Source organism: Streptomyces sp. GESEQ-35 (assembly GCF_017948485.1).
In the GTDB taxonomy this organism is placed as follows: Bacteria; Actinomycetota; Actinomycetes; order Streptomycetales; family Streptomycetaceae; genus Streptomyces.
This window is the reverse complement of sequence record NZ_JAFFSX010000001.1, coordinates 220,201-241,610: the sequence shown is the minus strand read 5'-3', so window position 1 is coordinate 241,610 and position 21,410 is coordinate 220,201. Positions and strand designations below refer to the sequence as shown.

20 protein-coding genes and 1 pseudogene are annotated in these 21,410 nt (G+C 68.3%); 8 read left to right on the top strand and 13 right to left on the bottom strand.

Annotated elements, in window-relative coordinates:
• Positions 1–41 precede the first annotated feature (41 nt).
• On the top strand, positions 42–1,682 hold the full coding sequence (pgm, locus tag KCH87_RS01140) for a phosphoglucomutase (alpha-D-glucose-1,6-bisphosphate-dependent) (protein ID WP_210583333.1): 1,641 nt from the start codon (positions 42–44) through the stop codon (positions 1,680–1,682).
• Position 1,683: 1 nt separating this feature from the next.
• Complete coding sequence (locus tag KCH87_RS48710; RefSeq protein WP_247195528.1) at positions 1,684–1,869, top strand: hypothetical protein; 186 nt, start codon at positions 1,684–1,686, stop codon at positions 1,867–1,869.
• A gap of 651 nt (positions 1,870–2,520) precedes the next feature.
• Here KCH87_RS48710 and KCH87_RS01130 read toward each other — a convergent pair.
• Positions 2,521–2,976 carry a hypothetical protein gene (locus KCH87_RS01130; protein WP_210583331.1) on the bottom strand — a complete coding sequence of 152 codons (456 nt, stop codon included), beginning with the start codon at positions 2,974–2,976 and terminating at the stop codon, positions 2,521–2,523.
• A gap of 104 nt (positions 2,977–3,080) precedes the next feature.
• On the opposite strand from KCH87_RS01130, the gene KCH87_RS01125 reads away from it, so the two are divergent.
• Complete coding sequence (locus KCH87_RS01125; RefSeq protein ID WP_210583330.1) at positions 3,081–4,286, top strand: PD40 domain-containing protein; 1,206 nt, start codon at positions 3,081–3,083, stop codon at positions 4,284–4,286.
• Positions 4,287–4,497: 211 nt separating this feature from the next.
• On the opposite strand, the pseudogene KCH87_RS48705 reads toward KCH87_RS01125, so the two are convergent.
• Positions 4,498–4,701, bottom strand: a pseudogene (locus KCH87_RS48705) (hypothetical protein); the annotation flags it as partial.
• A 123-nt stretch (positions 4,702–4,824) separates the two neighbouring features.
• Between KCH87_RS48705 and KCH87_RS01120 the strand changes: the two are divergent.
• A complete protein-coding gene (locus tag KCH87_RS01120) occupies positions 4,825–5,205 on the top strand; it encodes a hypothetical protein (protein WP_210583329.1) in 381 nt (126 codons plus the stop codon).
• 181 nt (positions 5,206–5,386) lie between these two features.
• On the opposite strand, the gene KCH87_RS01115 is transcribed toward KCH87_RS01120, so the two are convergent.
• From KCH87_RS01115 to KCH87_RS01065, 11 genes are all read right to left on the bottom strand, one after another.
• Positions 5,387–7,000: a CocE/NonD family hydrolase gene (locus KCH87_RS01115; protein WP_247195527.1), complete on the bottom strand. Its 1,614-nt coding sequence runs from the start codon at positions 6,998–7,000 to the stop codon at positions 5,387–5,389.
• Positions 7,001–7,265: 265 nt separating this feature from the next.
• Entirely contained in the window at positions 7,266–8,513 is a 1,248-nt protein-coding gene (locus KCH87_RS01110; RefSeq protein WP_210583327.1) for an ABC transporter substrate-binding protein, read from the bottom strand.
• Positions 8,510–9,580 (bottom strand): branched-chain amino acid ABC transporter permease, encoded by a 1,071-nt coding sequence (locus tag KCH87_RS01105; protein ID WP_210583326.1) that lies wholly within the window; start codon positions 9,578–9,580, stop codon positions 8,510–8,512. The genes KCH87_RS01110 and KCH87_RS01105 overlap by 4 nt, the downstream gene beginning before the upstream one ends.
• A complete protein-coding gene (locus tag KCH87_RS01100; RefSeq protein WP_210583325.1) occupies positions 9,573–10,448 on the bottom strand; it encodes a branched-chain amino acid ABC transporter permease in 876 nt (291 codons plus the stop codon). Before KCH87_RS01100 ends, KCH87_RS01105 begins: the two co-directional genes overlap by 8 nt.
• On the bottom strand, positions 10,445–11,209 hold the full coding sequence (locus tag KCH87_RS01095) for an ABC transporter ATP-binding protein (RefSeq protein ID WP_308298714.1): 765 nt from the start codon (positions 11,207–11,209) through the stop codon (positions 10,445–10,447). Before KCH87_RS01095 ends, KCH87_RS01100 begins: the two co-directional genes overlap by 4 nt.
• Positions 11,206–12,084, bottom strand: a complete 879-nt coding sequence (locus KCH87_RS01090; protein WP_210583995.1) for an ABC transporter ATP-binding protein — start codon at positions 12,082–12,084, stop codon at positions 11,206–11,208. The genes KCH87_RS01095 and KCH87_RS01090 overlap by 4 nt, the downstream gene beginning before the upstream one ends.
• A gap of 120 nt (positions 12,085–12,204) precedes the next feature.
• Positions 12,205–12,825, bottom strand: coding sequence for a response regulator transcription factor (locus KCH87_RS01085; protein WP_210583324.1), 621 nt, complete (start codon positions 12,823–12,825; stop codon positions 12,205–12,207).
• Positions 12,822–13,970 carry a GAF domain-containing protein gene (locus tag KCH87_RS01080; RefSeq protein ID WP_210583323.1) on the bottom strand — a complete coding sequence of 383 codons (1,149 nt, stop codon included), beginning with the start codon at positions 13,968–13,970 and terminating at the stop codon, positions 12,822–12,824. Before KCH87_RS01080 ends, KCH87_RS01085 begins: the two co-directional genes overlap by 4 nt.
• A gap of 102 nt (positions 13,971–14,072) precedes the next feature.
• Positions 14,073–15,359 (bottom strand): phenylacetate--CoA ligase PaaK, encoded by a 1,287-nt coding sequence (gene paaK, locus KCH87_RS01075; RefSeq protein WP_210583322.1) that lies wholly within the window; start codon positions 15,357–15,359, stop codon positions 14,073–14,075.
• A gap of 630 nt (positions 15,360–15,989) precedes the next feature.
• A complete protein-coding gene (locus tag KCH87_RS01070) occupies positions 15,990–17,300 on the bottom strand; it encodes an MFS transporter (protein WP_210583321.1) in 1,311 nt (436 codons plus the stop codon).
• Positions 17,301–17,516: 216 nt separating this feature from the next.
• A complete protein-coding gene (locus KCH87_RS01065) occupies positions 17,517–18,266 on the bottom strand; it encodes an IclR family transcriptional regulator (RefSeq protein WP_210583320.1) in 750 nt (249 codons plus the stop codon).
• A gap of 153 nt (positions 18,267–18,419) precedes the next feature.
• On the opposite strand from KCH87_RS01065, the gene KCH87_RS01060 reads away from it, so the two are divergent.
• Genes KCH87_RS01060 through KCH87_RS01045 form a run of 4 tightly spaced genes read left to right on the top strand, consistent with a single transcriptional unit; the run spans position 18,420 to position 21,410 of the window.
• Entirely contained in the window at positions 18,420–19,100 is a 681-nt protein-coding gene (locus KCH87_RS01060) for a hypothetical protein (RefSeq protein ID WP_210583319.1), read from the top strand.
• Entirely contained in the window at positions 19,100–19,936 is an 837-nt protein-coding gene (locus KCH87_RS01055; protein ID WP_247195526.1) for a shikimate dehydrogenase, read from the top strand. Before KCH87_RS01060 ends, KCH87_RS01055 begins: the two co-directional genes overlap by 1 nt.
• A gap of 23 nt (positions 19,937–19,959) precedes the next feature.
• On the top strand, positions 19,960–20,571 hold the full coding sequence (locus KCH87_RS01050) for a nuclear transport factor 2 family protein (protein ID WP_210583317.1): 612 nt from the start codon (positions 19,960–19,962) through the stop codon (positions 20,569–20,571).
• The gene (locus KCH87_RS01045) at positions 20,568–21,410 is read left to right on the top strand and encodes a sugar phosphate isomerase/epimerase (protein WP_210583316.1); all 843 of its coding nucleotides are present in this window, start codon (positions 20,568–20,570) and stop codon (positions 21,408–21,410) included. The genes KCH87_RS01050 and KCH87_RS01045 overlap by 4 nt, the downstream gene beginning before the upstream one ends.

The window sequence follows — 21,410 nt, the reverse complement described above, 5'->3', positions numbered from 1 at the left end:
GGGCCGTACCCAATGGTCGACGCTGGCGGAGGAGTGGGGAAATGCAGGACGTACGAGCGGGTCAGGTCGCCGGGCCCGAGGATCTCATCGATGTGGCCCGCCTGGTCACGGCGTACTACGCACTGCACCCCGACCCGGCCGAGCCGGGGCAGCGGGTGGCGTTCGGCACCTCGGGGCACCGTGGTTCGTCCCTCTCGGCGGCGTTCAACGAGGACCACATCGCGGCCACCAGCCAGGCCATCTGCGAGTACCGCGCCGCGCAGGGCACCGACGGCCCCCTTTTCCTCGGCGCCGACACCCACGCTCTGTCCGAGCCTGCCCGGATCACGGCGCTGGAGGTGTTCGCGGCCAATGACGTGACCGTCCTCATCGACCAGGCCGACGGCTACACGCCCACGCCGGCGGTGTCGCACGCCATCCTCGCCCACAACCGGCGGCGCACTTCGGGGCTCGCCGACGGTGTGGTGGTCACCCCCTCGCACAACCCGCCCGCTGACGGCGGCTTCAAGTACAACCCGCCGAGCGGCGGCCCGGCCGGTTCCGAGGCGACCTCCTGGATCCAGGACCGGGCCAACGAGATCATCGCCGGCGGCCTGAAGGACGTACGGCGCATCCCGTACAGCCGGGCGCTGACCGCACCTGGCACCGGCCGCTACGACTTCCTCGGCACGTACGTGGCCGACCTGCCGAACGTGCTGGACCTGGAGGCGATCCGGGGCGCCGGCGTGCGCATCGGCGCCGATCCGCTGGGCGGTGCCTCGGTCGCCTACTGGGGCCGGATCGCCGAACAGCACAGGCTCGACCTGACGGTGGTCAACCCGTTGACCGACCCGACCTGGCGTTTCATGACGCTCGACTGGGACGGCAAGATCCGCATGGACTGCTCGTCGCCGTACGCGATGGCCTCGCTCATCGAGCAGCGCGACCGCTTCGACATCGCCACCGGCAACGACGCCGACGCCGACCGGCACGGCATCGTCACGCCGGACGCGGGCCTGATGAACCCCAACCACTATCTGGCCGTGGCGATTTCGTACCTGTTCTCCCACCGGGAGCAGTGGCCGACGGGCGCCGGGATCGGCAAGACCCTGGTGTCGTCGAGCATGATCGACCGGGTCGCGGCGGACGTCGGCCGGCCGCTGGTCGAAGTCCCCGTCGGATTCAAGTGGTTCGTGGACGGCCTGTCCGACGGCTCGCTCGGCTTCGGCGGCGAGGAGTCGGCGGGCGCGTCGTTCCTGCGCCGCGACGGCTCGGTGTGGACCACCGACAAGGACGGCATCATCCTGGCCCTGCTCGCCTCCGAGATCACGGCCGTCACCGGCAAGACCCCCTCGCAGCACTACGCCCAGCTCACCGACCGCTTCGGCGCCCCCGCCTACGCGCGTGTCGACGCCCCGGCCTCCCGTGAGGAGAAGGCGCTGCTCGCCAAGCTGTCCCCGCGCCAGGTCACCGCCGACACCCTGGCCGGAGAGCCGGTCACCACGGTGCTCACCGAGGCGCCCGGCAACGGCGCCGCCCTCGGCGGTATCAAGGTGGCCACCGCCAACGCCTGGTTCGCCGCCCGCCCTTCGGGCACCGAGGACGTTTACAAGATCTACGGGGAGTCCTTCCTCGGCCAGGACCATCTGCGCCAGGTCCAGGAAGAGGCCAGGTCCGTGGTGCTGGCAGCGCTGGACGCCTGACGTGGACGATGCCGTGGTGACGGCGCTGATCGCCGCCGGGGCTGCGATCGGCGGCGCGCTGACGGGGGTGTTCACGTTCTCCGCCGCCGCATGGGACGTGGGACAGCTCCAGGCCACGGCCCAGCTCGACGTCGCCCGCCGCACCCTCACCGAACAGACGCTCGCGAACCAGTGGGCGGTGCGCTGAGCGGCGTCACGTACCTGAGCCCCACCGACAGCGCCCAACAGGGGTTGACGGCCTGGCAGGGCGCGATCGGCACCGCGGAGGAGTCGCCGCGCAGGAGGGAATGCGACTCAGCGATGGGCGCGGTGGGGGAGGCGCTTGACGTCGTACGGCTGGAAGGGCCGGACGCCGTGAAGGCGGCGGCCCTGCGGAGCTCTTGCGCCGTCACTGCTCCCGGAATGCCACGCTTGCGGCCGGCTCGCCTGAGCGCGGCCTGGGGCTGGGTGTATGCCGAGCGGCCCGGGAAGGGGTCTGTGCGGCCTTGATGAGTTCGCGTGCCTCCGGGCGGCACAGGCCGTTGGTCCATGTGGCGAAGGCGTCGAGGGCAGCGGGGTAGTACTCGCGCAGAAGGGAGCGCAGCCGGGCCAGCGCCCCAGCTCCCCGGGTCGGCTCGACAGCCCTACCGAGGCTGGGCGGCCCCATCGCGCCCGGCCGTGACAGCTCGGTGACGTCCGTCGTCGAGGTCTCTCCGAGGCTCGGCGGGCGCGTGGTTCGAGTTCACGCGGCTCGGAAGCAGCCGGGACGGCCAAGGTGGTGGTCCGGCTCGGCCCTGACGGGCCGTTGCGAGGCGACGGGGTGCCCGAGGGGCACCTGGGCGGGGTTTGTCGTGGCCCATCAGGAAGGGGCGTCGCTGGAGGAGGTGAGGTTGCGCATGCAGGCAAAGAGGGAGGGCATGACCTCGTCGGTGGCCGTCGCGCCGACGCCGGCCAGGTTCTGCGCGAGGTCGAGGATGAAGTCGGTGCTCTCCGGGCAGTCGGACGGGGTCGTGAGGCCCAGGCCGGTCCCGGTGTCGATGGGCTCCAGTACTTCTGCAGTGGCAGACGGGTCGTCGCAGGCCACCTCGCGGTAGATGCCCTCGCCGCTGACGGGATCCGGGGTGGCGCAGTCGCCGGGGCCGAAGTATTCCTCGGCGGGGGTGGATGTGGTCGCGGACGAAGAGGCGAACGAGGGGTGAGAGTCGGGGTCGGGATCGGACCTTCCTGTTTCGATCTCGATGCCGGCCGATACACAGCCCGTGAGAAGTACGGCCGCACACGCGACGGCGATGCCTTTCGCGGCAGTCGAACGCATGGCCACCCCCCAGGTGAGCAGCTGGCTCGGTGGGAGCGTACGTCTCAACTGCCCGCGTGGGAAGAGGGCCTTGATGGGCGTAACATCGGTGCGGGGGTGGGGAGTTGAAGCGTGCACGACGCATACGACGGCACCTGCTGGCGGGTGCGGTGTTCGGTTTGGCTGTCGCTGCCTGCTCCGGCTCGGACGGCTCGGATCCCGCATCGTCCCCGTCCTCCTCGGCCGCATCCGAACCGCCTCCGCCCTCCGTCCGGGGCCGGTTCATCGTGCTGTCCTCCACCGAGACCAGTGCTCCGGACGCCGGAGCATGGCCGCGCACGGACTACTCGGTGTGGCAGTTCGATGTCGGTCCCGGCGCCGGGCCGAAGACGACCCGACTGGCCAGCCCCGCCAGGGCGGGCGGCGCGGCCGTCTCTCCGGATGGCAAGTGGCTGGCGTACACCAAGACCAAGTCGCTCGTCCTGCGGGACCTGGCCAACGGCCGGGAGCGCGTGATCCCCAGCAAAGACACGAACGACTGCGTGCGGTGGTCGCCCGACAGCCGCCGCGTTGCCACCGCCCTCAACGGGGGCCTCGACCTCGTCGACGTCGATGGCCATGTCACCACCGTCGACCGCTCCCGTACCAACCGATACACCGACGGCACGGACAAACACACCGCCAAGGGCCGGGTGACCTGCCCCGACTGGCTGGACGCGCACCGGCTCGTCTACGACCGGCTGACCTCCTTTCCCTCCTTTATCAAGGGCACGCCGCAGACCATCGATGCCGACACCACCACACTCGCGGTACTCCGCGACGGCCGGGCTCCCCGGCTCGTGGACTCGGCCGGCAGGTGGACGCTCGTCGCGGCCTGCGGCAACCGGGTCATCACGGCGAACGAAAAGACCTGGTCACGAACCGCCCCGCCGAAGACCCTCTACGTCCTGGACAGGCTGGACGAGGCGGCCCTCGCCGTACGGGACGGCACCATGCCGCCCGCGCGCGCCATCGACACCGGCTTCCCGGAACTCAGTCCCTGGACCGTCACCTTCATCCCCGGCAGCTGCCGCCCGGTCATCAGCGGCAACGAGGCGGTCTTCTCAGTCGATACCGCCGGGCGTCGCGTCGATACCCGCCCGCTCGTCAGGAACGTGAGCGAGTACGCCTTCCTTGACGGCTACGCCTGGAGCCCGGAGCGGGACACCGACACTTTCGTGACCGGTGACGGCCGCGTGTACGACCTCGGCACCGGCGGCTCGGCCACCCTCGGAACCGACGCGATACCGCACTTCAGCGCAGTGCTGGCCTGGCTGCCCGATCCGGCATAGACCGCTCTGCCCGGTGTTGCTCAAGCCCGCGCAACACCGGGACGGCCTGCGACGTGCGCGGCGCCGGGGCACCGCCACGCGCTGGGGCCGAATGACCCCTCCCAGGAGCGGGCGGCCACAGGCGACCAGGCGTTTCGCCTTCGGCCGCAGGGCCTTCACCCGGGCTGGCCTGGACGGGAGCCTCGGTGACCTCCGCTTCGGCGGTGTTGCCATCGTCCGAAGCCAGCACCGCCTCGACCCGCCTGCGGGCGATCGCCCACTCCTGCCACTCCGGCTTGGCCGCGGCCAACTCGGCCTGGACACGGTCGGCCTCCTCACGCAGCCCGTCGACTCGACGGCGCGTCGCCAACTCGTGTTGTTCCAGCAGTCCAACAACCGACGCCCTCGTCGGCGATCCCCGTACCTCGCCCTGCATCCGGTCAACGCCGGGCACCCTGCAACTTTCGAGGTTTCCGGACGCGTGCTGTCACCGGACGATGAGTGTCCAGGCAACGAGTTGCCTGGACAACACACTGCACGGCACCAACGGGAGGAACCCATGTCCAAGATCCGTACCATGATGGCCGCTTGTGCGGCGACGGCCGCTCTCGCGGGCGGGCTGATGCTGTCCACCGGATCGGCGGGCGCACAGCCGGTGGGCGTGCTCGCCAAGTGTGACTCCGAGCATCATGCGGAAACCAGCGGAGCCGACGGTGACTGGACCATCAGCTGCTCTGGCGGCAAGGTCGACGTCTTCGGCAACGTCACCGACACGGAATCCGACGGCGAGTGCGCCCGCGTCTACGCGGTCTACAACGACGGCTCCAAGCAGTACAGCAAGAAGGCCTGCCCCAAGGGGGAGACCCAGGAATTCGATTTCACCGCGAAGTCGTACAACGACTCGAGCAATGCCGTGAAGGTGTACCTCCAGGAACTCTGAGTCCAGGTTCCGTCCGGGCCTGTGGCTTGCCGCGTCCCGGCCGACCGCGAGTGCCTCACGGTCGGCCGGGCCGAGCGCCTCCGCCTCGTTGATGCCCGGGGAGGAACTGTTGGAGAACGCCCTCTGAGACGCGCGACCGACCGGCCCCGTGGAAGGACCGGCCGGTGCACAGGGAGGTCGCTCAGGACGCCGGCCCCCAACTCTGCGCGCTCGGACGTGCCACGCGTGGGGAGTCCAGCGGCAGGTTGATGAAGGACGCGGCCCACGGGGACCGCTCGATGGTGTAGACACCGCCGGAGAGGTCGGCGAGCTGTTGCGGGGTCGGTGCGACAGGGTAGTGGAAGTCGGCCGGTGTCTGGCTGGTGAGGGCGATCCGGATGCGGTACCCGGCCGGGATCTCGGTGAGGCTCGGCAGCAGGGCGATGTCGTAGCGCGTGGTCGCCCCCGGCACGACCGGTCGTTGGGACTCCTGAGTGAAGGGGTGGCTCGGCTTGAGGAGCGCCCCGTTGCTCCCGTACCAGCTCTCGCGTCGGTCGAGGGAGCGCCGGCTGCCCAGGAGGATGCCGTCGGCCTGCTTGGTGACGGTCCCGTCCGGAGCGACGATGCTCAGCGTGGCCGACAGCTGGGTCTCCGGGGTGGTCGATCTGGCGTAGAGGGTGACGTCGGCAGGCCCGTTCAGCAAGGTCGGCTTCGTGAGCGGGGCCGTGCTGTAGGTGAGGGTGTTGCCGGCGGTCGCCTCCGCCCGGGAGAGGTTGTCGCTGCCGCCGCGCGTGGGTCTGCCGGCCGTGAGCGCTCCGTTTCCGAGGTAGTAGGTCCGAGCGTCCATGGACAGGGGCCAGGCGGCACTGTCGACCCACCTGGTCGCGCCGTTGTCGAAGAGATGCAGCGGAGTAGAGGTGGCGGCCATCCCGGTGGGGGCGTTCTTGAGCCAGGTCTCGAACCACTTCAGACGGATGGACTGAAGCGTGGGCTCGTCGACGTGCTCGCCATGCGTCCACGGTCCGACGATCGCCTGGTAACGGCCGGTGACGGCATCGGACCGCTCGATCGGACCGGTCAACTGCCTGTCGAAGTAAGCATTTTGGGCAGCTGTGTACGTGCCGAGGTTGCCACCGGGAAAGAGGTCGTACCAACCGGCCTGCGAGAGCGCCGGAATGCCGTTGCGGACGATCTGCGGCATGAGCTTTTCTACGTCCAGGTCCTGCCAGTAGGCGTTGTTGTACGCGCGTGGTCCGCCGTTCGCCTGCTGGGCGATCGTCACGGACAGCGGGTCGGTCGCCGGATCGTCCTCGGGTCCACGCGGCAGGCCCCGCCCGACGGACGCGACGAAGTTGGTGGGGATGCCGCCGTTGGCCGTGAGGTCGTTGTAGAAGTCCGAGTCGGTGCAGAACGGCGCGATGGCCTTGAGGGGCGAGTTCTTGCCCACAGCCGCCGCAGTGAACCACTGATTGACCCCGAGATACGAGCAGCCGTCAAGGCCGACCTTGCCGTTGGTGTCCGCCAGCGAACGGGCCGCCCACTTCACCAGGTTGGCACCGTCCTTGCCCTGTCGGTCACCGAACCAGTCGGCCTGTCCACCGGAGTCACCGGTGCCACGCACCGCCGACGCCACGAAGATGTAGCCCCGCTCCACGAAATAGGTGCCGCTGTCGGTGGGGTCGGAGCGCTGCTTGCCGTACGGGTTCTGCGTAAGGAGCACGGGGAAGTCGCCCGACGCGCGCTTGCCGGTGCTCGGATCCGTCGGATAGGCGACGTCGACGGCGATCTTCACGCCGTCGTCCATGGTGACGGTCATCGGTACCGGCTCGCTCGCGCCGTAAGTGGCTGCCGGCGGCCTCCAGACTGAGGCCTTCGCCGGCGCAGAAGCCGTCGCGGTCTGTCCTGCCGCCACGAGGATCAGGGCCGAGGAAGCTCCCGCAAGGACGGAAACGGCGCGCGGCCGCCGGTGTCTGCCGTTGGAGCTGGTCTGCGTCACGCGCGACCTGCCTTCCTGAGCGTTCTCATGGTTGTCCTCGACCGGCCGGCCCGGGGAGGGGGGGCCGGCCGGTGCGCAGAGGTGGCTACTTCTCGTGCGGGGCCCGGTATGTCTTCGCCTCGTCCGCCTCGAACAGCGGCTGTACGGACCGGAGTCCGCCCTCCGCGTCGGCGTCGGGCTGGGCGATGTAGACCTGACGCGTGGCCGGAGCGCCCGGCTTGGAGTAGTCAAGGGTGGCCACGAGATCGCCGGTGTCGGCGGAGGTGGTCTGCTGCATCGCCTTGAGGATGCCGTCGCGCGTCAGATCCTTGTTGTCGCACGCCTTCTTAAGGATCGAGCCCCACACCTCGGCCACCGCATAGCCGTACGGGACACCGGCGTTGGGCGGCTCGGCGTACCCGGCCGCCTTGTACGCGCCGGCGATCTCCTTGGCCTTGGGGATGTCGGAGGAGTACGGCACGGTGCTGGCCGCGACGTACAACTTGTCCAGAGCCTTGGCGGCCGGACCCTCGTGCAGCACCGGGTCGAAGGCCGGGTTGTTGGACAGCACCGGCACGTTCAGACCCAGCGCCCTGTTGGCGGCGAGGGCCGATCCGGTCTGGCCCGGCGTGGTGGTGAGGAGGATCGCCTTGACGCCGTCGCCCTTGAGGCCGGTCACGACGTTCGTCAGGTCGGTGTCCGTGGAGGTGATCTTGACATCCCGGAGCTTCAGGTTGTGCTGCTCCGCGTAATAGCGCGCGCCGCGCAGTCCGTTGGCGCCGTACTCGCCGTCCACATAGATGTGTCCGACCGTGTCGCCGTCCTTGATCAGGCCTTCCTTCTGAAGGTAGGACAGCCCGTCGATCATCTCGATGTCATAGGTGGTCCCGACGACCATGACGTACGGATTGCTCAGCAGCTCGGAGGACCAGGAGGCGGGCGTGGTGGTGACCTTGTCGGACTGCACATCGCCGGCCAGGGCCGCCACGATCGGCGAGCCGGTGAGCTGAAGGAAGCCGAGCACCTTCGGCTCCAGCTGCGGGTACAGGGTCTTCGCCGTGTCGGCCTTGTAGCCGTGGTCCACGACCTCGAGCTCCACCTGGCGGCCGCAGACCCCGCCCGCGGCGTTGAGGTCCTTCACCCACAGCTCGTTGCCGCGGGTGATGGCGGTCGCGAGGTTCTTGAACACCCCGGTCTTGTCGGTCATCACACCGAGGGTGATGGTCTTGTCCGTCACGCCGGCCCCGGTCTTCACCCCGTCGGCCCCGGACGAACCCTTCTCGTTGTCCGCCGCCTTGGTGCTGCAGGCGGTGGCGAGGATCAGCAAGGCGCAGCACGCCGCGAACCGTTTCATGCTCGTCTCCTTATGGACTGTGTGAGCCCTCGGCCGATCGCTGCCAGTCCGCCCGGTGCGAACAGCACGAGCAGGACGATCGCCGTGCCGTACACGAAGGAACCGACAAGGACCGGGGTGAATGCGCCTTCTCCCGAGCCGGCGAACCAGCCCAGATCCACGGAGTACAGCGCGAGGATCTGCGGCAGGCCGTTGACCAGGACGGCACCGGCCAGCGCCCCCGGCACCGAGCCGAGGCCGCCGATGATGGCCATCGCGAGATACGCGATGGAGATATTGATCCCGTACGTGCCGAACTCGCTCTCGTCCGGCTTGAGGATGTCGAACCACAGAACGGTCATCACGCCGGCGAGACCGGCGTACGCCGAGGACACGGCGAACGCGCCCGCCTTGGCGCGGCCCACGTCGACGCCCATCGCCGCGGCCGACGCCTCGTTGTCCCGCACCGCCCGCCAGGCCCGCCCCACCCGTCCGGTCACGGCCCCGCGGGCACAGACGTACGCGAGGACGACCAAGGCCAGGAACAGGTACCAGACCCGCTCGGTCTCCCCGAGCGGCACCCCCGCGATCGCCAGATCCCCCTCGTCGGAGAAGGAGAAGCCGAAGAGTTCGAAGTCGGCGGGCGGTCGGCCCGTCGACGTACCGCCGGTGAACGAAGTGATCTCCTGGCCCAGATAGAGGCCGAGGAATACGAGGGAGAGCGAGGCCACACCGAGATAGATCCCGCGCAGCCGTCCCGCCACGGGCGCGAACGCCAACCCCAGCGCTGCGGTGATGACGACCGCGCCGATGAGCGCGAGCAGCGGATCCCAACCGAGCCCGACGAGGTCGCCGGTCGACGGACCCGCGAGGACGGTGTACGAGGTGGCTCCTGCGAGGACGAAGAAGGCGTGGGCGAGGGAGAGTTGACCGGCCTGCCCGCTCAGCAGGGTCAGCCCGATGGCGCCGACCGCGCCCACCATCATGAACTGCCCGGCCTTCAGCCACGGCGCGGTGAGATAGAGCGGAAGGACGAGCAGCAGCGCGAGGGCCGCTGCCCAGCCGGCCTTCGACATGGTTCTAGACACGGGCCGTCTCCCTCGAACCGAACAGTCCGGCGGGACGCACGACGAGAACGACGAGCATCACCAGGAACACCGCGCTCTTGGCGAAGGCGAACGAGATGTAGTGCGCGGACAGCGCGTCCACCAGACCGACGATCAGCCCGCCGAGGACCGCACCCGCGGTGGAGTCCAGGCCGCCGAGGATCGCCGCGGGGAAGGCCGCCAGGGCGATGGAGTGGGTGCCGCGCGACAGGCCGGAACCGGAGAAGTCCTGGGTGGCGATGAACAGCACCGCGACTCCGGCGAGTACACCGGCCACCAGCCAGGCGACGGCCGTCACTTGGGAGCTGCGGATGCCGGCGAGCGCGGCGGCCTCGCGGTTCTCGGCCTGGGCGCGGATCCGGATGCCCCACGTCGAGTAGCGGAAGGCCAGGAAGAACGCGCCGATCAGGACGGTCGCGACGGCCAGCGCCACCAGATGCGTACGGAACAGGGTGATGCCGCCGACGGTGACCGGGGTGGAGTCCCAGCCTTCGCCGAGGAAGGGCACGGAGACGCCGAGCCGGCGCACGATCTCCTCGGTGATCACGACATCCGCGCCGATGGTGAGCAGCGCGAGGCTGAAGGGATCGGCATGCCGGGACCTGGCGAGGATCCGCTCCAGGCACAGGGCGAGCAGCCCGGCGCCGGCGATCCCGATGGCGCCGGCCGCCACCCAGCCGACGGAGTCCCGGGTGGCCACCACGAGATAGCCGCCGAACATCACGAACGAGCCATGGGCGAAGTTGACCACCCCGGTGGCCTTGAAGATCACCACGAAGCCGAGGGCGAGCAGGGCGAACACGGCGCCCTTGCCGATCCCGTTGACCGACAGTTGGACGAATGTGTTCACGCCTCAGCCTCCGTACCGAGATAGGCCTTGATGACCTGGGGATCGTTCTGGACCTCGGCCGGCGTTCCGTCGGCGATCACCCGGCCGAAGTCGAGGACGGTGACCTGGTCGGCGATGCCCATCACGAGGTTCATGTCGTGCTCGACCAGGAGCACCGAGATGCCGAGCCCTTCGTTGACCGCCCGGATCGTGCCCGCCAGTTCGTCGGTTTCGGCCGTGTTCATGCCGGCGGCCGGCTCGTCGAGCAGGAGCAGCGAGGGTTCCACGGCGAGGGCGCGGGCGATGTCGACGCGTTTCGCCTTTCCGTACGGCAGAGAGCCGACCGGTGCGTCGAGGATGTCGCCGAGCCCGAGGAAGGCGCAGATCTCCGCTGCCCGCTGCGTGTGCACGCGCTCCTGCCGGGCGGTCAACTTCAGTGCGCAGGACAGGAATCCGCCGCGGGTCAGCGAGTGCCGGCCGAGCATCACGTTGTCGAGCACCGTGGAATGGGGCGAGAGCGCGGTGTTCTGGAACGCCCGGCCGATCCCGAGTCCGGCTCGCTGATGGGGCCGCAGCGCCCGCAGGTCCTTGTCGTCGAAGGTCAGGGTGCCTTCCGTGGCGCGGTAGAGCCCGCCGATCACATTGAAACAGCTGGACTTTCCTGCGCCGTTGGGGCCGATCAGGGCGTGGAGGCTGCCCTTGGTGACGGTGAACGACACGTCGTCGAGAGCCCGCAGTCCGCCGAAGCGCAAGCCGACGCGCTCGACCCGCAGTTCGGTCACCGCGACCACCTCGCGAACGAACGCCTCCTGGGCGGCGTCCAGGCCGGGAGGGTGCGGGGCCGGTCTGGTGCGGCGGTCTTCCCCGCATTGCTGCTGCGAGCGCCATTCGCGTAGTCAGCGCCCGTATCGCCACCGGCACGACCGCGGCCTTCATGACCGCCGAGATACAGCCGCCGCAGCTCCTCGCTGCCCGAGACGTCCGCTGCCCTCCCGGACAACGCCACCTTCCCGACGTCGAGTGCGACGACCCGGTCGGCGACACTCAGCGCCATCATGGCGTTCTGTTCGACGAGCACCACGGCCGTGCCCTGGGCGTGGATCGAGCGGATCGTCGCTGCGATCCGCTCGACCATCTTCGGCGCCAGACCGAGCGAGGGCTCGTCGAGCAGCAGCAGGCGAGGGTTGGACATCAGCGCCCGTCCAATGGCGAGCATCTGCTGTTCGCCGCCGGACAGCAGCCCGGCTGGCTGCCGCGAGCGCTCCGCGAGCACGGGGAAAAGGTCGAGGACACGGTCCCTGGCCGCGGTGCGTTCGGTGGCAGAGGTGACGGTGATGCCGCCGGCCCGGAGGTTCTCCTCGACGGTCATCCGAGCGAACACCTGACGTCCCTCGGGAACGCCGACCACTCCCATCCGTACGATAGCGGCCGGATCGAGCCGGTCGATCCGCTTGCCGTCGTAGTGGATTTCGCCCTGGGTGACCGCACCCCGGTGCAGGCGCAAGGTCGCGGAAATCGACCGGAGCACGGTCGACTTGCCCGCGCCGTTGTTCCCGAGCAAGGCGAGTACTTGATCGTCCGCGACATCGAATCGGATGTCGTGCAATGCGGTGGCCGACCGGCCGTACCGCACGCACAGTCCTTGAATGGTCAGCACGCTGAGCCTCCGCTGCGAACTGGCGGCTTTGCCAGTGGCCGTATTGTGCGGAGGGTTCTGCGCGGGCCATACCCCCAAGTGGAGAGGTGGATACGGCGATCTGCGCCAAACTACGGGTGGTCAGAGCAATCCGGCCTCGCTGGCCTTTCTGATCGCCTCGACCCGGTTGCGCGCACCGAGCTTGTGCAGCGCGGACTGAAGATAGGTCTTCACGGTGTTGCGGGTGAGACCGGTGGCATCGGCGATCTCCGGATTCGTCTTGCCCTGCGCGGCGAACCGCAGCACCTCGTACTCACGCCGCGTCAGCCCGCTGCGGGCCAGCGCATCGGAGCGCTGTGAGGTGTCCTGGAAGATCCGCGGATCCACTACGCGTTCGCCGTGCAGCACCCGTCGCAGCGCACTGACCAGGTCGGTGCCGGCGACGTCCTTGAGCAGTCCGCCGTCCGCGCCGGCCTCGATCGCGGCGACGACGCCGCCGTGGTCCGCGTGCGCGGTGAACACCACGATCTTTCCCGCCGGATGGACCTGCCGCAGCCGGGTCACCACCTCCGGCGCGAGCATGTCCGGCAGCCGCAGATCGAGCAGCACGAGATCGGGCCGTAGCTCCATCGTCCGCTCGATCGCTGCACGTCCGGACTCGGCGGAGCCGACGAACACAAGGGACGGATCGGAGCGCAGCAGCAGCGTCACCCCGTCCCGCACCACCGGGTGGTCGTCCACGACAAGGACGGACCCGGTCACGCGGGATCCGGCAGCCAGGCGCGCAGAGTGCACCCGCCGTCCTCGTCGCGCACCAGACTGACCCGGCCCGCCACCCGCGCCGCGCGCTCGGCCAGCGAACGCACGCCCATCCGCGTGCCGTTGGAATCCGACGGGGCCGCGCCCGCGCCGTCGTCCGCGACGACCAACTGGACGCCGCCGTCGCACGGGCCGAGCGTGACGATCACCGAATGCGGCCGGGAGTGCTTCTCGATATTGAGCAGCCCTTCCCTGACCACCGCGAGCAGCAACGCGGTCCGCTCGGAATCCATCGGAGCCACCTGCCCGAGCTGCACGAACCGCGTGGTCACTCCCGTACGGGCTTCGAAGGACCGGGCGTACTCGGCGAGTTCCACCGGCAGCGCGCGCTCGGGGGTCGTATCCGACAGAGCGAGCAGCGACTCGCGCAGGGCGCTGGACGCCGCGGAAATGTCGGACTCAAGGCGTGACAGGCGCGTCTCAAGAGGTGGATTGTCCTGAATGGCCTGGTGCAGATCGCGGACCTGCACCCCGATGGAGAACAGCAGCGCCCCCACCGAATCGTGCAGCGCGTTCTGCATCCGGTGCCGTTCCGCCGTGACCGCGGAGGTCGCCTTGGACTCGGCGGCGCCGGCGATATGCAGCGCGGTCGCGGCCTGCTCGGCTATGCCTTCCATCCGCTGCACAGCCGTATCACCGAAATCGGTGGCCGAGCGCATAGCGGCATAGGCGACCGCGACCGTACGGCTCTTGCTGATCACCGGCACGGCGATCATCGCCCCGAGGCCCTCGCCGCGTACCTGCGCGTCGAAGTGATGGGTGATCTCGTGTGAGCTGACGTAGTCGCTCACCCGCACGGCCTGGCCGAGCGCCATGGCCCGGCCGCCGATGCCCTGGCCCAGCGGGACGGTGAGGTTCTGCAGCAGGTCCGTCCTGGTGCCCGACATCCACCGGACCACCGCCTGGTCGGTGCCGTCGAGGTCGGCCACGAATCCGGAGTCGACCCCGAGGGTGGCTCGGATGAGCCGGGCGGTCCCATGCAGGGCCACGATCCGGTCCATCACCGTGAGCAGACCGTCCCGTTCGCGCAGCAGCGCGTCGAGCAGGTTGATCTGCTCGACGGCACGATCGACGGGTCCTTGGCGCACGGCGTCAGAGTCGCACAGGGGTGCATGCCAGGGGTATCTCCAGGTGGAGACTTCTTTGGAGTGCCCCTGCGGTCTGGACCCGGCTTCCTCGCAGGCCCGGTCCTAGCCTTCGCGCAGGTCGATCACCCGCTGTAGTTTGCCCGTCGACCGCGCAAGGGACCCGGGCGGTACCACCTCGACGACTACGCGCACTCCGATGGTCTGCTTCGCCGCTGCGGCGATGCTCTGCGCAACGGGCGTACGCAACTCCGCGGGCGCCTCCACCTCCACCGTCAACTGGTCCAGGCGGTCGGCGGACGTCAGGACGATCCGGAAGTGGGGCGAGGCGCCTGCCGTGGCGAGCACGATCTCCTCGATCTGGGAGGGGAACAAGTTGACCCCGCGCAGGATGATCATGTCGTCGGTACGCCCGGAGACCTTCTCCATCCTTCGGAAGGCCGGATACGCGCTGCCGGGAAGCAACCGGCTCAGATCGCGCGTCCGATAACGGATCACGGGCATCGCCGTCTTGGTGAGCGACGTGAACAGCAGCTCGCCATGGCTGCCCTGCGGCAGTACGCGACCGCTGTCCGGATCGACGACTTCCGGGTAGAAGTGGTCCTCCCAGATGTGCAGACCATCCTTGGTGTCGACGCACTCCTGGGCCACGCCCGGACCGATCACCTCGGACAGGCCGTAGATGTCCACCGCGTCCAGCCCGAAACGCTCCTCGATCTCGGCGCGCATCCCCTCGGTCCACGGCTCGGCGCCGAAGACACCGACCTTCAGGGAACTGGCTCGCGGATCGATGCCCGCCCGCTCGAATTCATCGGCCAGCGCAAGGAGATAGGACGGCGTGACCATGATGACCTCGGGCTGAAGATCAGTGATCAGCCGCACCTGCCGGGCGCTCATCCCGCCGGATGCCGGAATGACCGTACAACCGAGCCGCTCCGCGCCGTAGTGAGCGCCGAGCCCACCGGTGAACAGCCCATATCCGTAAGCGACATGCACCGTGTCGCCGGGCCGCACACCGGCCGCAGACAGCGAGCGCGCCATCACTTCCGCCCACACGGAGAGATCACCTTCCGTGTAACCCACCACCGTCGGCTGCCCGGTGGTACCGCTGGACGCATGCACACGTCTGACCAGATGCCGTGGCACGGCGAACATGCCGTACGGGTAGTTCGCGCGCAGGTCCTCTTTGCTGGTCGTGGGGAACTTCGCCAGATCGTCGAGTTCGCGGCAGTCGTCCGGATGCACGCCATCGGCGTCGAACTTCTTCCGGTAGAAGGGGACATGGTCGTACGCGTGGCGCAGTGTGCGCCGCAGACGTTCCAGCTGAAGCGTGCGCAACTCCTCCGGCTGCGGGGCGGGGATCGGTGACTGGCTCCGGCTCCATCGCTGCACGGCGTGCACACCTCCTGGGACGCGGGCATCGGCGCCCGACCTGCCGCATCGTGCGGCAGGTGGACGCCGTCCAGGAACCTCCAAATGGAGAGGTACCGGAAGGCGCGACCCGGATGACGCGACCTCGCCTGTGGCAGGTCGGTGCAGGCGAGAGGTTCGCGCACAGGATGCCGACGCCCGCGGCAGCACTGTGGACGACGAGGCCGACACCGGGGCCGTCCGGAGAGCCGTGGAAGAGGCCTACGGGAACCATCCGGCGACGACACCTCCCCGCGACTTGAAGCCGTCAGCCAGGACGACGGCCGTTCCATGGCTCGCCGATCCTCGCCGTAGTACACCCGGGCCGTGCCGCCCGGCAGCTGCCACACCTCATTGGGCGGGGGTGGCTGGGGGCCCGGTCCGCCCAGCGGGGTCACGAGTCCGATCGCCGCGGCGGCGTTCCTGGCCTTCTACCGCGGCAGGGACGTCCGTGGCCGACAGCAGGACCGAGCAGGCCGTCGCCAGGAGACGTACGGGGAGCGGTAGGTGTGGTGCTCCGGCGTGCCCGCCCGCCGCATGGCGGTGACAGCCATCCCATTTCCACACGCAGTGGAGTCGGTCTCCGTGGCCCACCTGGATTGTTTACTGGTGTCATGCGGAGGGACGGGTGGCGGTACCTTCGACTGTCACGGCGTCGGTCGGGACGTTGAGGTCATGTTCCGCGAGTTCCTCCAGCGGTGCCTTGCTCACACCCATGAACATCAGCGCGCCGAGGACGGCGAGGACGGCGATGATCGCGACGCCGGGCGTTCCCGTGAGGTGGTCATCGGCCCACGTGCGCAGGTTGGGTGACAGGAAGTTGCCGATGTTGCCGATCGAGTTCACCAGGGCGATGCCGGTAACCGCCGCGAGGCCGCCGATCCGGTCCGTGAGCAGCGACCAGAAGGTGGGCTGCAGGGCCCACAGGCCGGCGATGGCCGCGCACAGGATGGCCAGGGCCGCTCCCGTCGGAGTGATCGTCGAGAGGAACAGGCCGACGGCCGCCACGAGGCCCGCGATACACGCGGTCGAGCGCTGTCGCCCGCTTCGCGATGCGTAGCGCGGTACCAGTACGGTCGCGACGAGCGCGCAGGTCCACGGGACCGCGACCAGGAGGCCGACCTTCAGGCCGACGCTGGTGCCGAGAAGGTCGGCGATCTGTGTCGGGAGATAGAAGGTGACCTGGGCGGCCACGAGCTGGACGGTCAGGAACAGGAGTCCGAAGTACCAGACGGTCGGCGTCCTGAACGCTGCCAGGAAGGTACGCGCTCCGGAGTGGGCCTGCTTGAGTTCCTGTTCGGCGTCGATCTGGGCCTGGAGGGCAGCCTTCTCGGGGCCGGTGAGCCACGAAGCGTCCTTGGGCTGGTCCTTGAGGTAGAAGAACGCCAGCACGCCGATCGCCGACGCGGCGACGCCTTCGATGAAGAACATCCACTGGTAGCCGTGCAGGCCGCCGAGCCCGTGGAACTTCAGGAGCAGGCCGCTGAGGGGGCTGCCGAAGATGAACGACAGCGGGGTGGCGATGTAGAACAGGCCCATCACGGAGGCGCGGTACCGGTCGGGGAACCAGAAGGTCAGGTACAGGATGGCGCCGGGGAAGAAGCCGGCCTCGAACAGGCCGAGCAGGGCGCGCAGGCCGTAGAACTGCCCCTCGTTCTGGACGAACATCATGGCGGCGGACGCCAGGCCCCAGGTGACCATGATGCGGCACATCCAGATACGCGCGCCGACCTTCTTCATGAACATGTTTGAGGGGACTTCGAACAGGATGTACGGGATGAAGAACAGGCTCGCGCCGAGAGCGAAAGCCGCGTCACTGATGGCCACGTAGGTGCTCAGCTCGTCCTTGGCGAAGCCGACGTTCGAGCGGTCGATGTAGGCGAACGCGTACATCAGGAGCAGCAGCGGGACGAGGCGTTTCATAGCCTTCTTGGCTGCCTGTTCAACGAGCCTGTCGTGCTCGCTGGTCGGTGACGATGGAACGGTCACGGTGCCTCCCGGGCAGGAGCCGCCGCCGAGGACGTGTCAGGGTGCGGGTGCACTTTCTCGGGGTGGACTGGCCGGTGAAGCTATGCGAGCTGCAATGTGTGAGGCAAAGCACGGCGTCCACTGAGTGGCAGTGTTCATTTTGCTCGATGTTCAGCCACAGGCGCGGGAGATGCCCAGAGCGGCCGTCCGGACGGCTGGTGCCAGCGCGTCGAGGTTGCTCGTGGATCGAACGACGATGCCGAGGGAGCCATGCAGGATCCCGCCGGGGGAGACGATGGGAGAGGCGACCGAGATCGCCCCGACGGACATTTCCTCGTGTGAGTACGAAACGCCTTTGCGCCGGGCCTCGCGCAGCACAGCGGCGAGCCGTCCCAGCTCGGTGATCGTGTACGGAGTGTGACGCCGCAATCCCCTCTCGTAGAGACTGTTCAGCAGGTCGATGGGCGAGAACGCCAGAATGGACTTGCCGACCGCGGTGGCGTGCAGAGGCAGGCGTCCGCCGACCTCCGTCCGCGTCGGCACCGCCTTCTTCCCCGAGATCTTCTCGATGCAAAGCGCCTCGTAGCCGTCGATGACGACGAGTTGGACGTTCTCCTGTGTCGCCGAGTAGAGGTCGTGCATGCTCGGCAGGGCGACATCGCGCAGATCGCGCTGCTGTGGCGCCAGCGAGCCCAGCTCCCAGAGTCTGATGCCGACTCGATAGTGCTTGTCGACGAGGCGTTCGAGAGCTCCCCACTCCTCGAGCTCTGCCACCAGACGGCGCACGGTGGACAGCGGGATACCGGAGTGCAGGGCGATCTGACTCAAGGTGAGCGTGGGGTGTGCGACGTTGAAGCAGTCCAGGATCGACAGCACTCGTCCGGTCACCGAGGCGCCAGGGGTATTCACTCTTCCAGCCATGGGCGAAAGGCTAGTGCTGCCACTGAGTGGCAGCCAAGGGTTGGGGTGGCGACGCCCGATCCTTAGTGTGTGGATCACTGTTGCTGCTCAATGGGCGACCGGGAGATCCACTGCCGTCGTGTCGAGCGGCGGACCTGAGACAAGGAGCGCGTGATGCTCAGAGGCGAAGCCTTCATGGCTGTCTGGCATGACATCCAGACCGAGGACGAGGTGGAGTACAACCAATGGCACACCGTCCAGCACATGCCGGAACGCGTCGGTGTTCCGGGTTTCACCGCGGGCAGGCGTTACGTCGACTGGAACCTGCCACTGCATCGCTACTTCACCCTGTACGAGGGCGAGCGGCTGGACACCTTCAGCTCCGAACCGTATCGGGAGCGTCTGAACAATCCCACTGAGTGGACGACCAGGATGCAGCCGCATTTCACGAATTTCGTGCGATCCGCTTGCACCACCCTCTCGACGAGCGGGATCGGCTTCGGCGGCGCCCTGTTGACCATCCGTGCCTACTCCACCGGAAACGGTCGTGCCGCGCTTGAAGAAGCCGCCGGGTCTCTCCAGGAGCAACTCAGTGGCCAGCACGGCGTGACCGGCATCCACCTCGGCTGGGCGGAACCGGAGACCACGCGGGTCCGGACCGCGGAGACGGACCTGCGCAGGCTTACGGGAGAAGAGGTCTTCGATGCGGTCCTGATGGTCGAGGGGATCGGCCGCCGAGAGGTGGAGGCGGTCACGCCGTCAGCACAGAAACTCCTGGGACAGATTGGCGGCATCCGTGACGGCGAGGCGGCTGTCTACGACCTTGCGTACCTCTTGACCTCTCAGGAGCTGTGATGACGCGCCCCATCGCGACCGGAAACACACAGCTGCTCGGCATCATCGGACACCCCATCGCCCAGGTTCGCGCGCCCGAGGTGTGGAGCGCGCTGTTCAAGGCAAACGGATTCGATCACCTCTGCATCCCCATGCACGTGCAGCCGGAGGACCTGGGCGACTTCCTGACCCACGTCGGCAGACTACAGAACCTTGCCGGGCTCATCGTCACGATCCCGCACAAGCCGGCCGCGCTCAGCCATGTGAGATATCCGACCGACCGGGCCCGTCTCACCGGCGCTGTCAACGTTCTGCGTCCGGCCCAGGACGGTTCATGGGCCGGTGACGCGCTGGATGGGATGGGCTTCGTCTCGGCGCTTGCAGCGCAGGGCAGGAGCGTGAAGGGTCTGCGCGCTGTCGTGGTCGGGTCGGGCGGTGTGGGCACGTCCATCGCCATCGCGATCGCCGAGGCCGGTGCGGCGGAGGTCTCGGTCGCGGACGTGGCAGCTGATCGCGCTGCCGACCTGTCGGAGCGCATCCGGTCGATGGGCGTCACCTCTTCGGTCGTCCAACCGAAGGCCGCCGGCTTTGACCTTGTGGTGAACGCGTCACCGGTGGGGATGAGGCCCGACGACCCGATGCCCGTCGACCTGACCGGGATCTCATCCGACATGATCGTCGCAGACGTCGTAGTCCACCCACGTATGACGAGGCACCTCACAGCCGCCGCCGAAGCCGGCTGCTTTGTTCAGTGCGGCGACCAGATGATGGACGCGCAACTGGCCCACATGGCTTCCTTCTTCGGATTCGACACAGGCGACTGGAGTCCGCAGGCCGTCGCCGCTGCCACCCTCTGACACCCTGAAGGGCTGAACCTGACGTGACTGACACGACCCCTCGCCAGGACATCATCGACGTGGTCAACAACTGGGCCGTGTGGCGCGACGCGGGTGACTGGGACCGTTTCGCAACCGTGTGGCACAGCGACGGCTATATGACCGCCACATGGTTTCAGGGCGCCTACCAGGATTTCATCGCGGTGAGCCGCAGGGGCTTCGACAACGGTGTCCGGATTCTTCATTTCCTGGGTGGTACATCTGTCGATGTGGCGGGGGACCGCGCGATCGCACAGACCAAGATGACCATCAACCAGCGGGCAGACGTGCATGGTGTGGCCGTCGACGTTGTCTGCACCGGTCGCTTCTACGACTTCTTCGAGAGGCGCGACGGCCGCTGGGCCATCGTGCGCCGTCAGCCCATCTACGAGCAGGACCGGATGGACGTGATCGACCCCGCGCAGAGTGTGACACTTGACCGAGACCTCCTTCACTCGTTTCCCGAGGGATACCGTCATCTCGCGTACCTGCAGATCAAGCAGGGTTTCGAGGTGAAGCCCGGGCTCCCGGAACTGGTCGGTGATGCAGTGGAGAGGCTCTACAAGGAAGGCCAGGCGTGGCTCGGGGGCTCCCCCTCGGCGGGGAGCCCGCTGTGACTCCGGCCCGCCGTCCGCTGACCGTCAGCGCGATGTCGCTGCGCTTGTGCGGCTTCGAGGAACGGGTGCGGGTTGCTTCCGCCGCCGGCTTCACCGGCATCGGTCTGCGCCTCTCGGACTACGCCGACGCCCGCGACGAGGGACTCCAGGACGCCGATCTCGTGTCGATGCTGAACACGTACGGTCTGACCGTCACCGAGATGGAAGCATCGTGGGACTGGGTCGCGGCGAACGCCCAGGCAGGTCGTCGGCGCGACGAGACGCAGGAGAACCTGCTGCATGCCGCGCGTGCTCTGGGCTGCCGGCGCATCAACCTGGCGTCCTTCTTCCACCATTCGCTCCATGACATCGTCGACGCGTTCACCAATCTCTGCGAGGCGGGCGCGGCCCAGCAGATCGGCTTCGGGCTGGAATTCCTGCCCTATGCGCAGATCTCCCACCTGACCTTCTGCCAGCAGATCATCGAGGACGTCGCCGCGCCCAACGGGAAGATGCTGCTCGACACATGGCACTTCTTCCGGTCGGGATCGCAGCTCGAACAACTGCGGAAGATCGATCCCGCGCTGATCACAGCGGTTCAGATCAATGACGTCCTGCCAGTGCCCACGAACGATCTCAAGCACGAATCCCGCCACCAGCGCCGGCTGCCCGGCGAGGGCACCGGACAGCTGACCGAGTTGCTGTCCGTCCTGCGCGGCATCGGCTTCGACGGAGAGGTGACCGTAGAGGTCTTCTCCGACGTACTCGACGAGGCGGCGCCGGCCCGCGCGGCCGAGCGACTGATGGGCGCCGCGACACGCGTCCTCGACCTGGCCGGATGGCCACTGAAGGAGGCGTGA

Excerpts from the sequence above, each read along its gene's own strand:
- pgm (WP_210583333.1), top strand. The coding sequence starts at position 42 with ATGCAGGACGTACGAGCGGGTCAGGTCGCCGGGCCCGAGGATCTCATC.
- KCH87_RS01130 (WP_210583331.1), bottom strand. The coding sequence starts at position 2,976 with ATGCGTTCGACTGCCGCGAAAGGCATCGCCGTCGCGTGTGCGGCCGTA.
- KCH87_RS01120 (WP_210583329.1), top strand. The coding sequence starts at position 4,825 with ATGTCCAAGATCCGTACCATGATGGCCGCTTGTGCGGCGACGGCCGCT.
- KCH87_RS01115 (WP_247195527.1), bottom strand. The coding sequence starts at position 7,000 with ATGACCGTCACCATGGACGACGGCGTGAAGATCGCCGTCGACGTCGCC.
- KCH87_RS01110 (WP_210583327.1), bottom strand. The coding sequence starts at position 8,513 with ATGAAACGGTTCGCGGCGTGCTGCGCCTTGCTGATCCTCGCCACCGCC.
- KCH87_RS01070 (WP_210583321.1), bottom strand. The coding sequence starts at position 17,300 with ATGAAACGCCTCGTCCCGCTGCTGCTCCTGATGTACGCGTTCGCCTAC.
- KCH87_RS01065 (WP_210583320.1), bottom strand. The coding sequence starts at position 18,266 with ATGGCTGGAAGAGTGAATACCCCTGGCGCCTCGGTGACCGGACGAGTG.
- KCH87_RS01060 (WP_210583319.1), top strand. The coding sequence starts at position 18,420 with ATGCTCAGAGGCGAAGCCTTCATGGCTGTCTGGCATGACATCCAGACC.
- KCH87_RS01055 (WP_247195526.1), top strand. The coding sequence starts at position 19,100 with ATGACGCGCCCCATCGCGACCGGAAACACACAGCTGCTCGGCATCATC.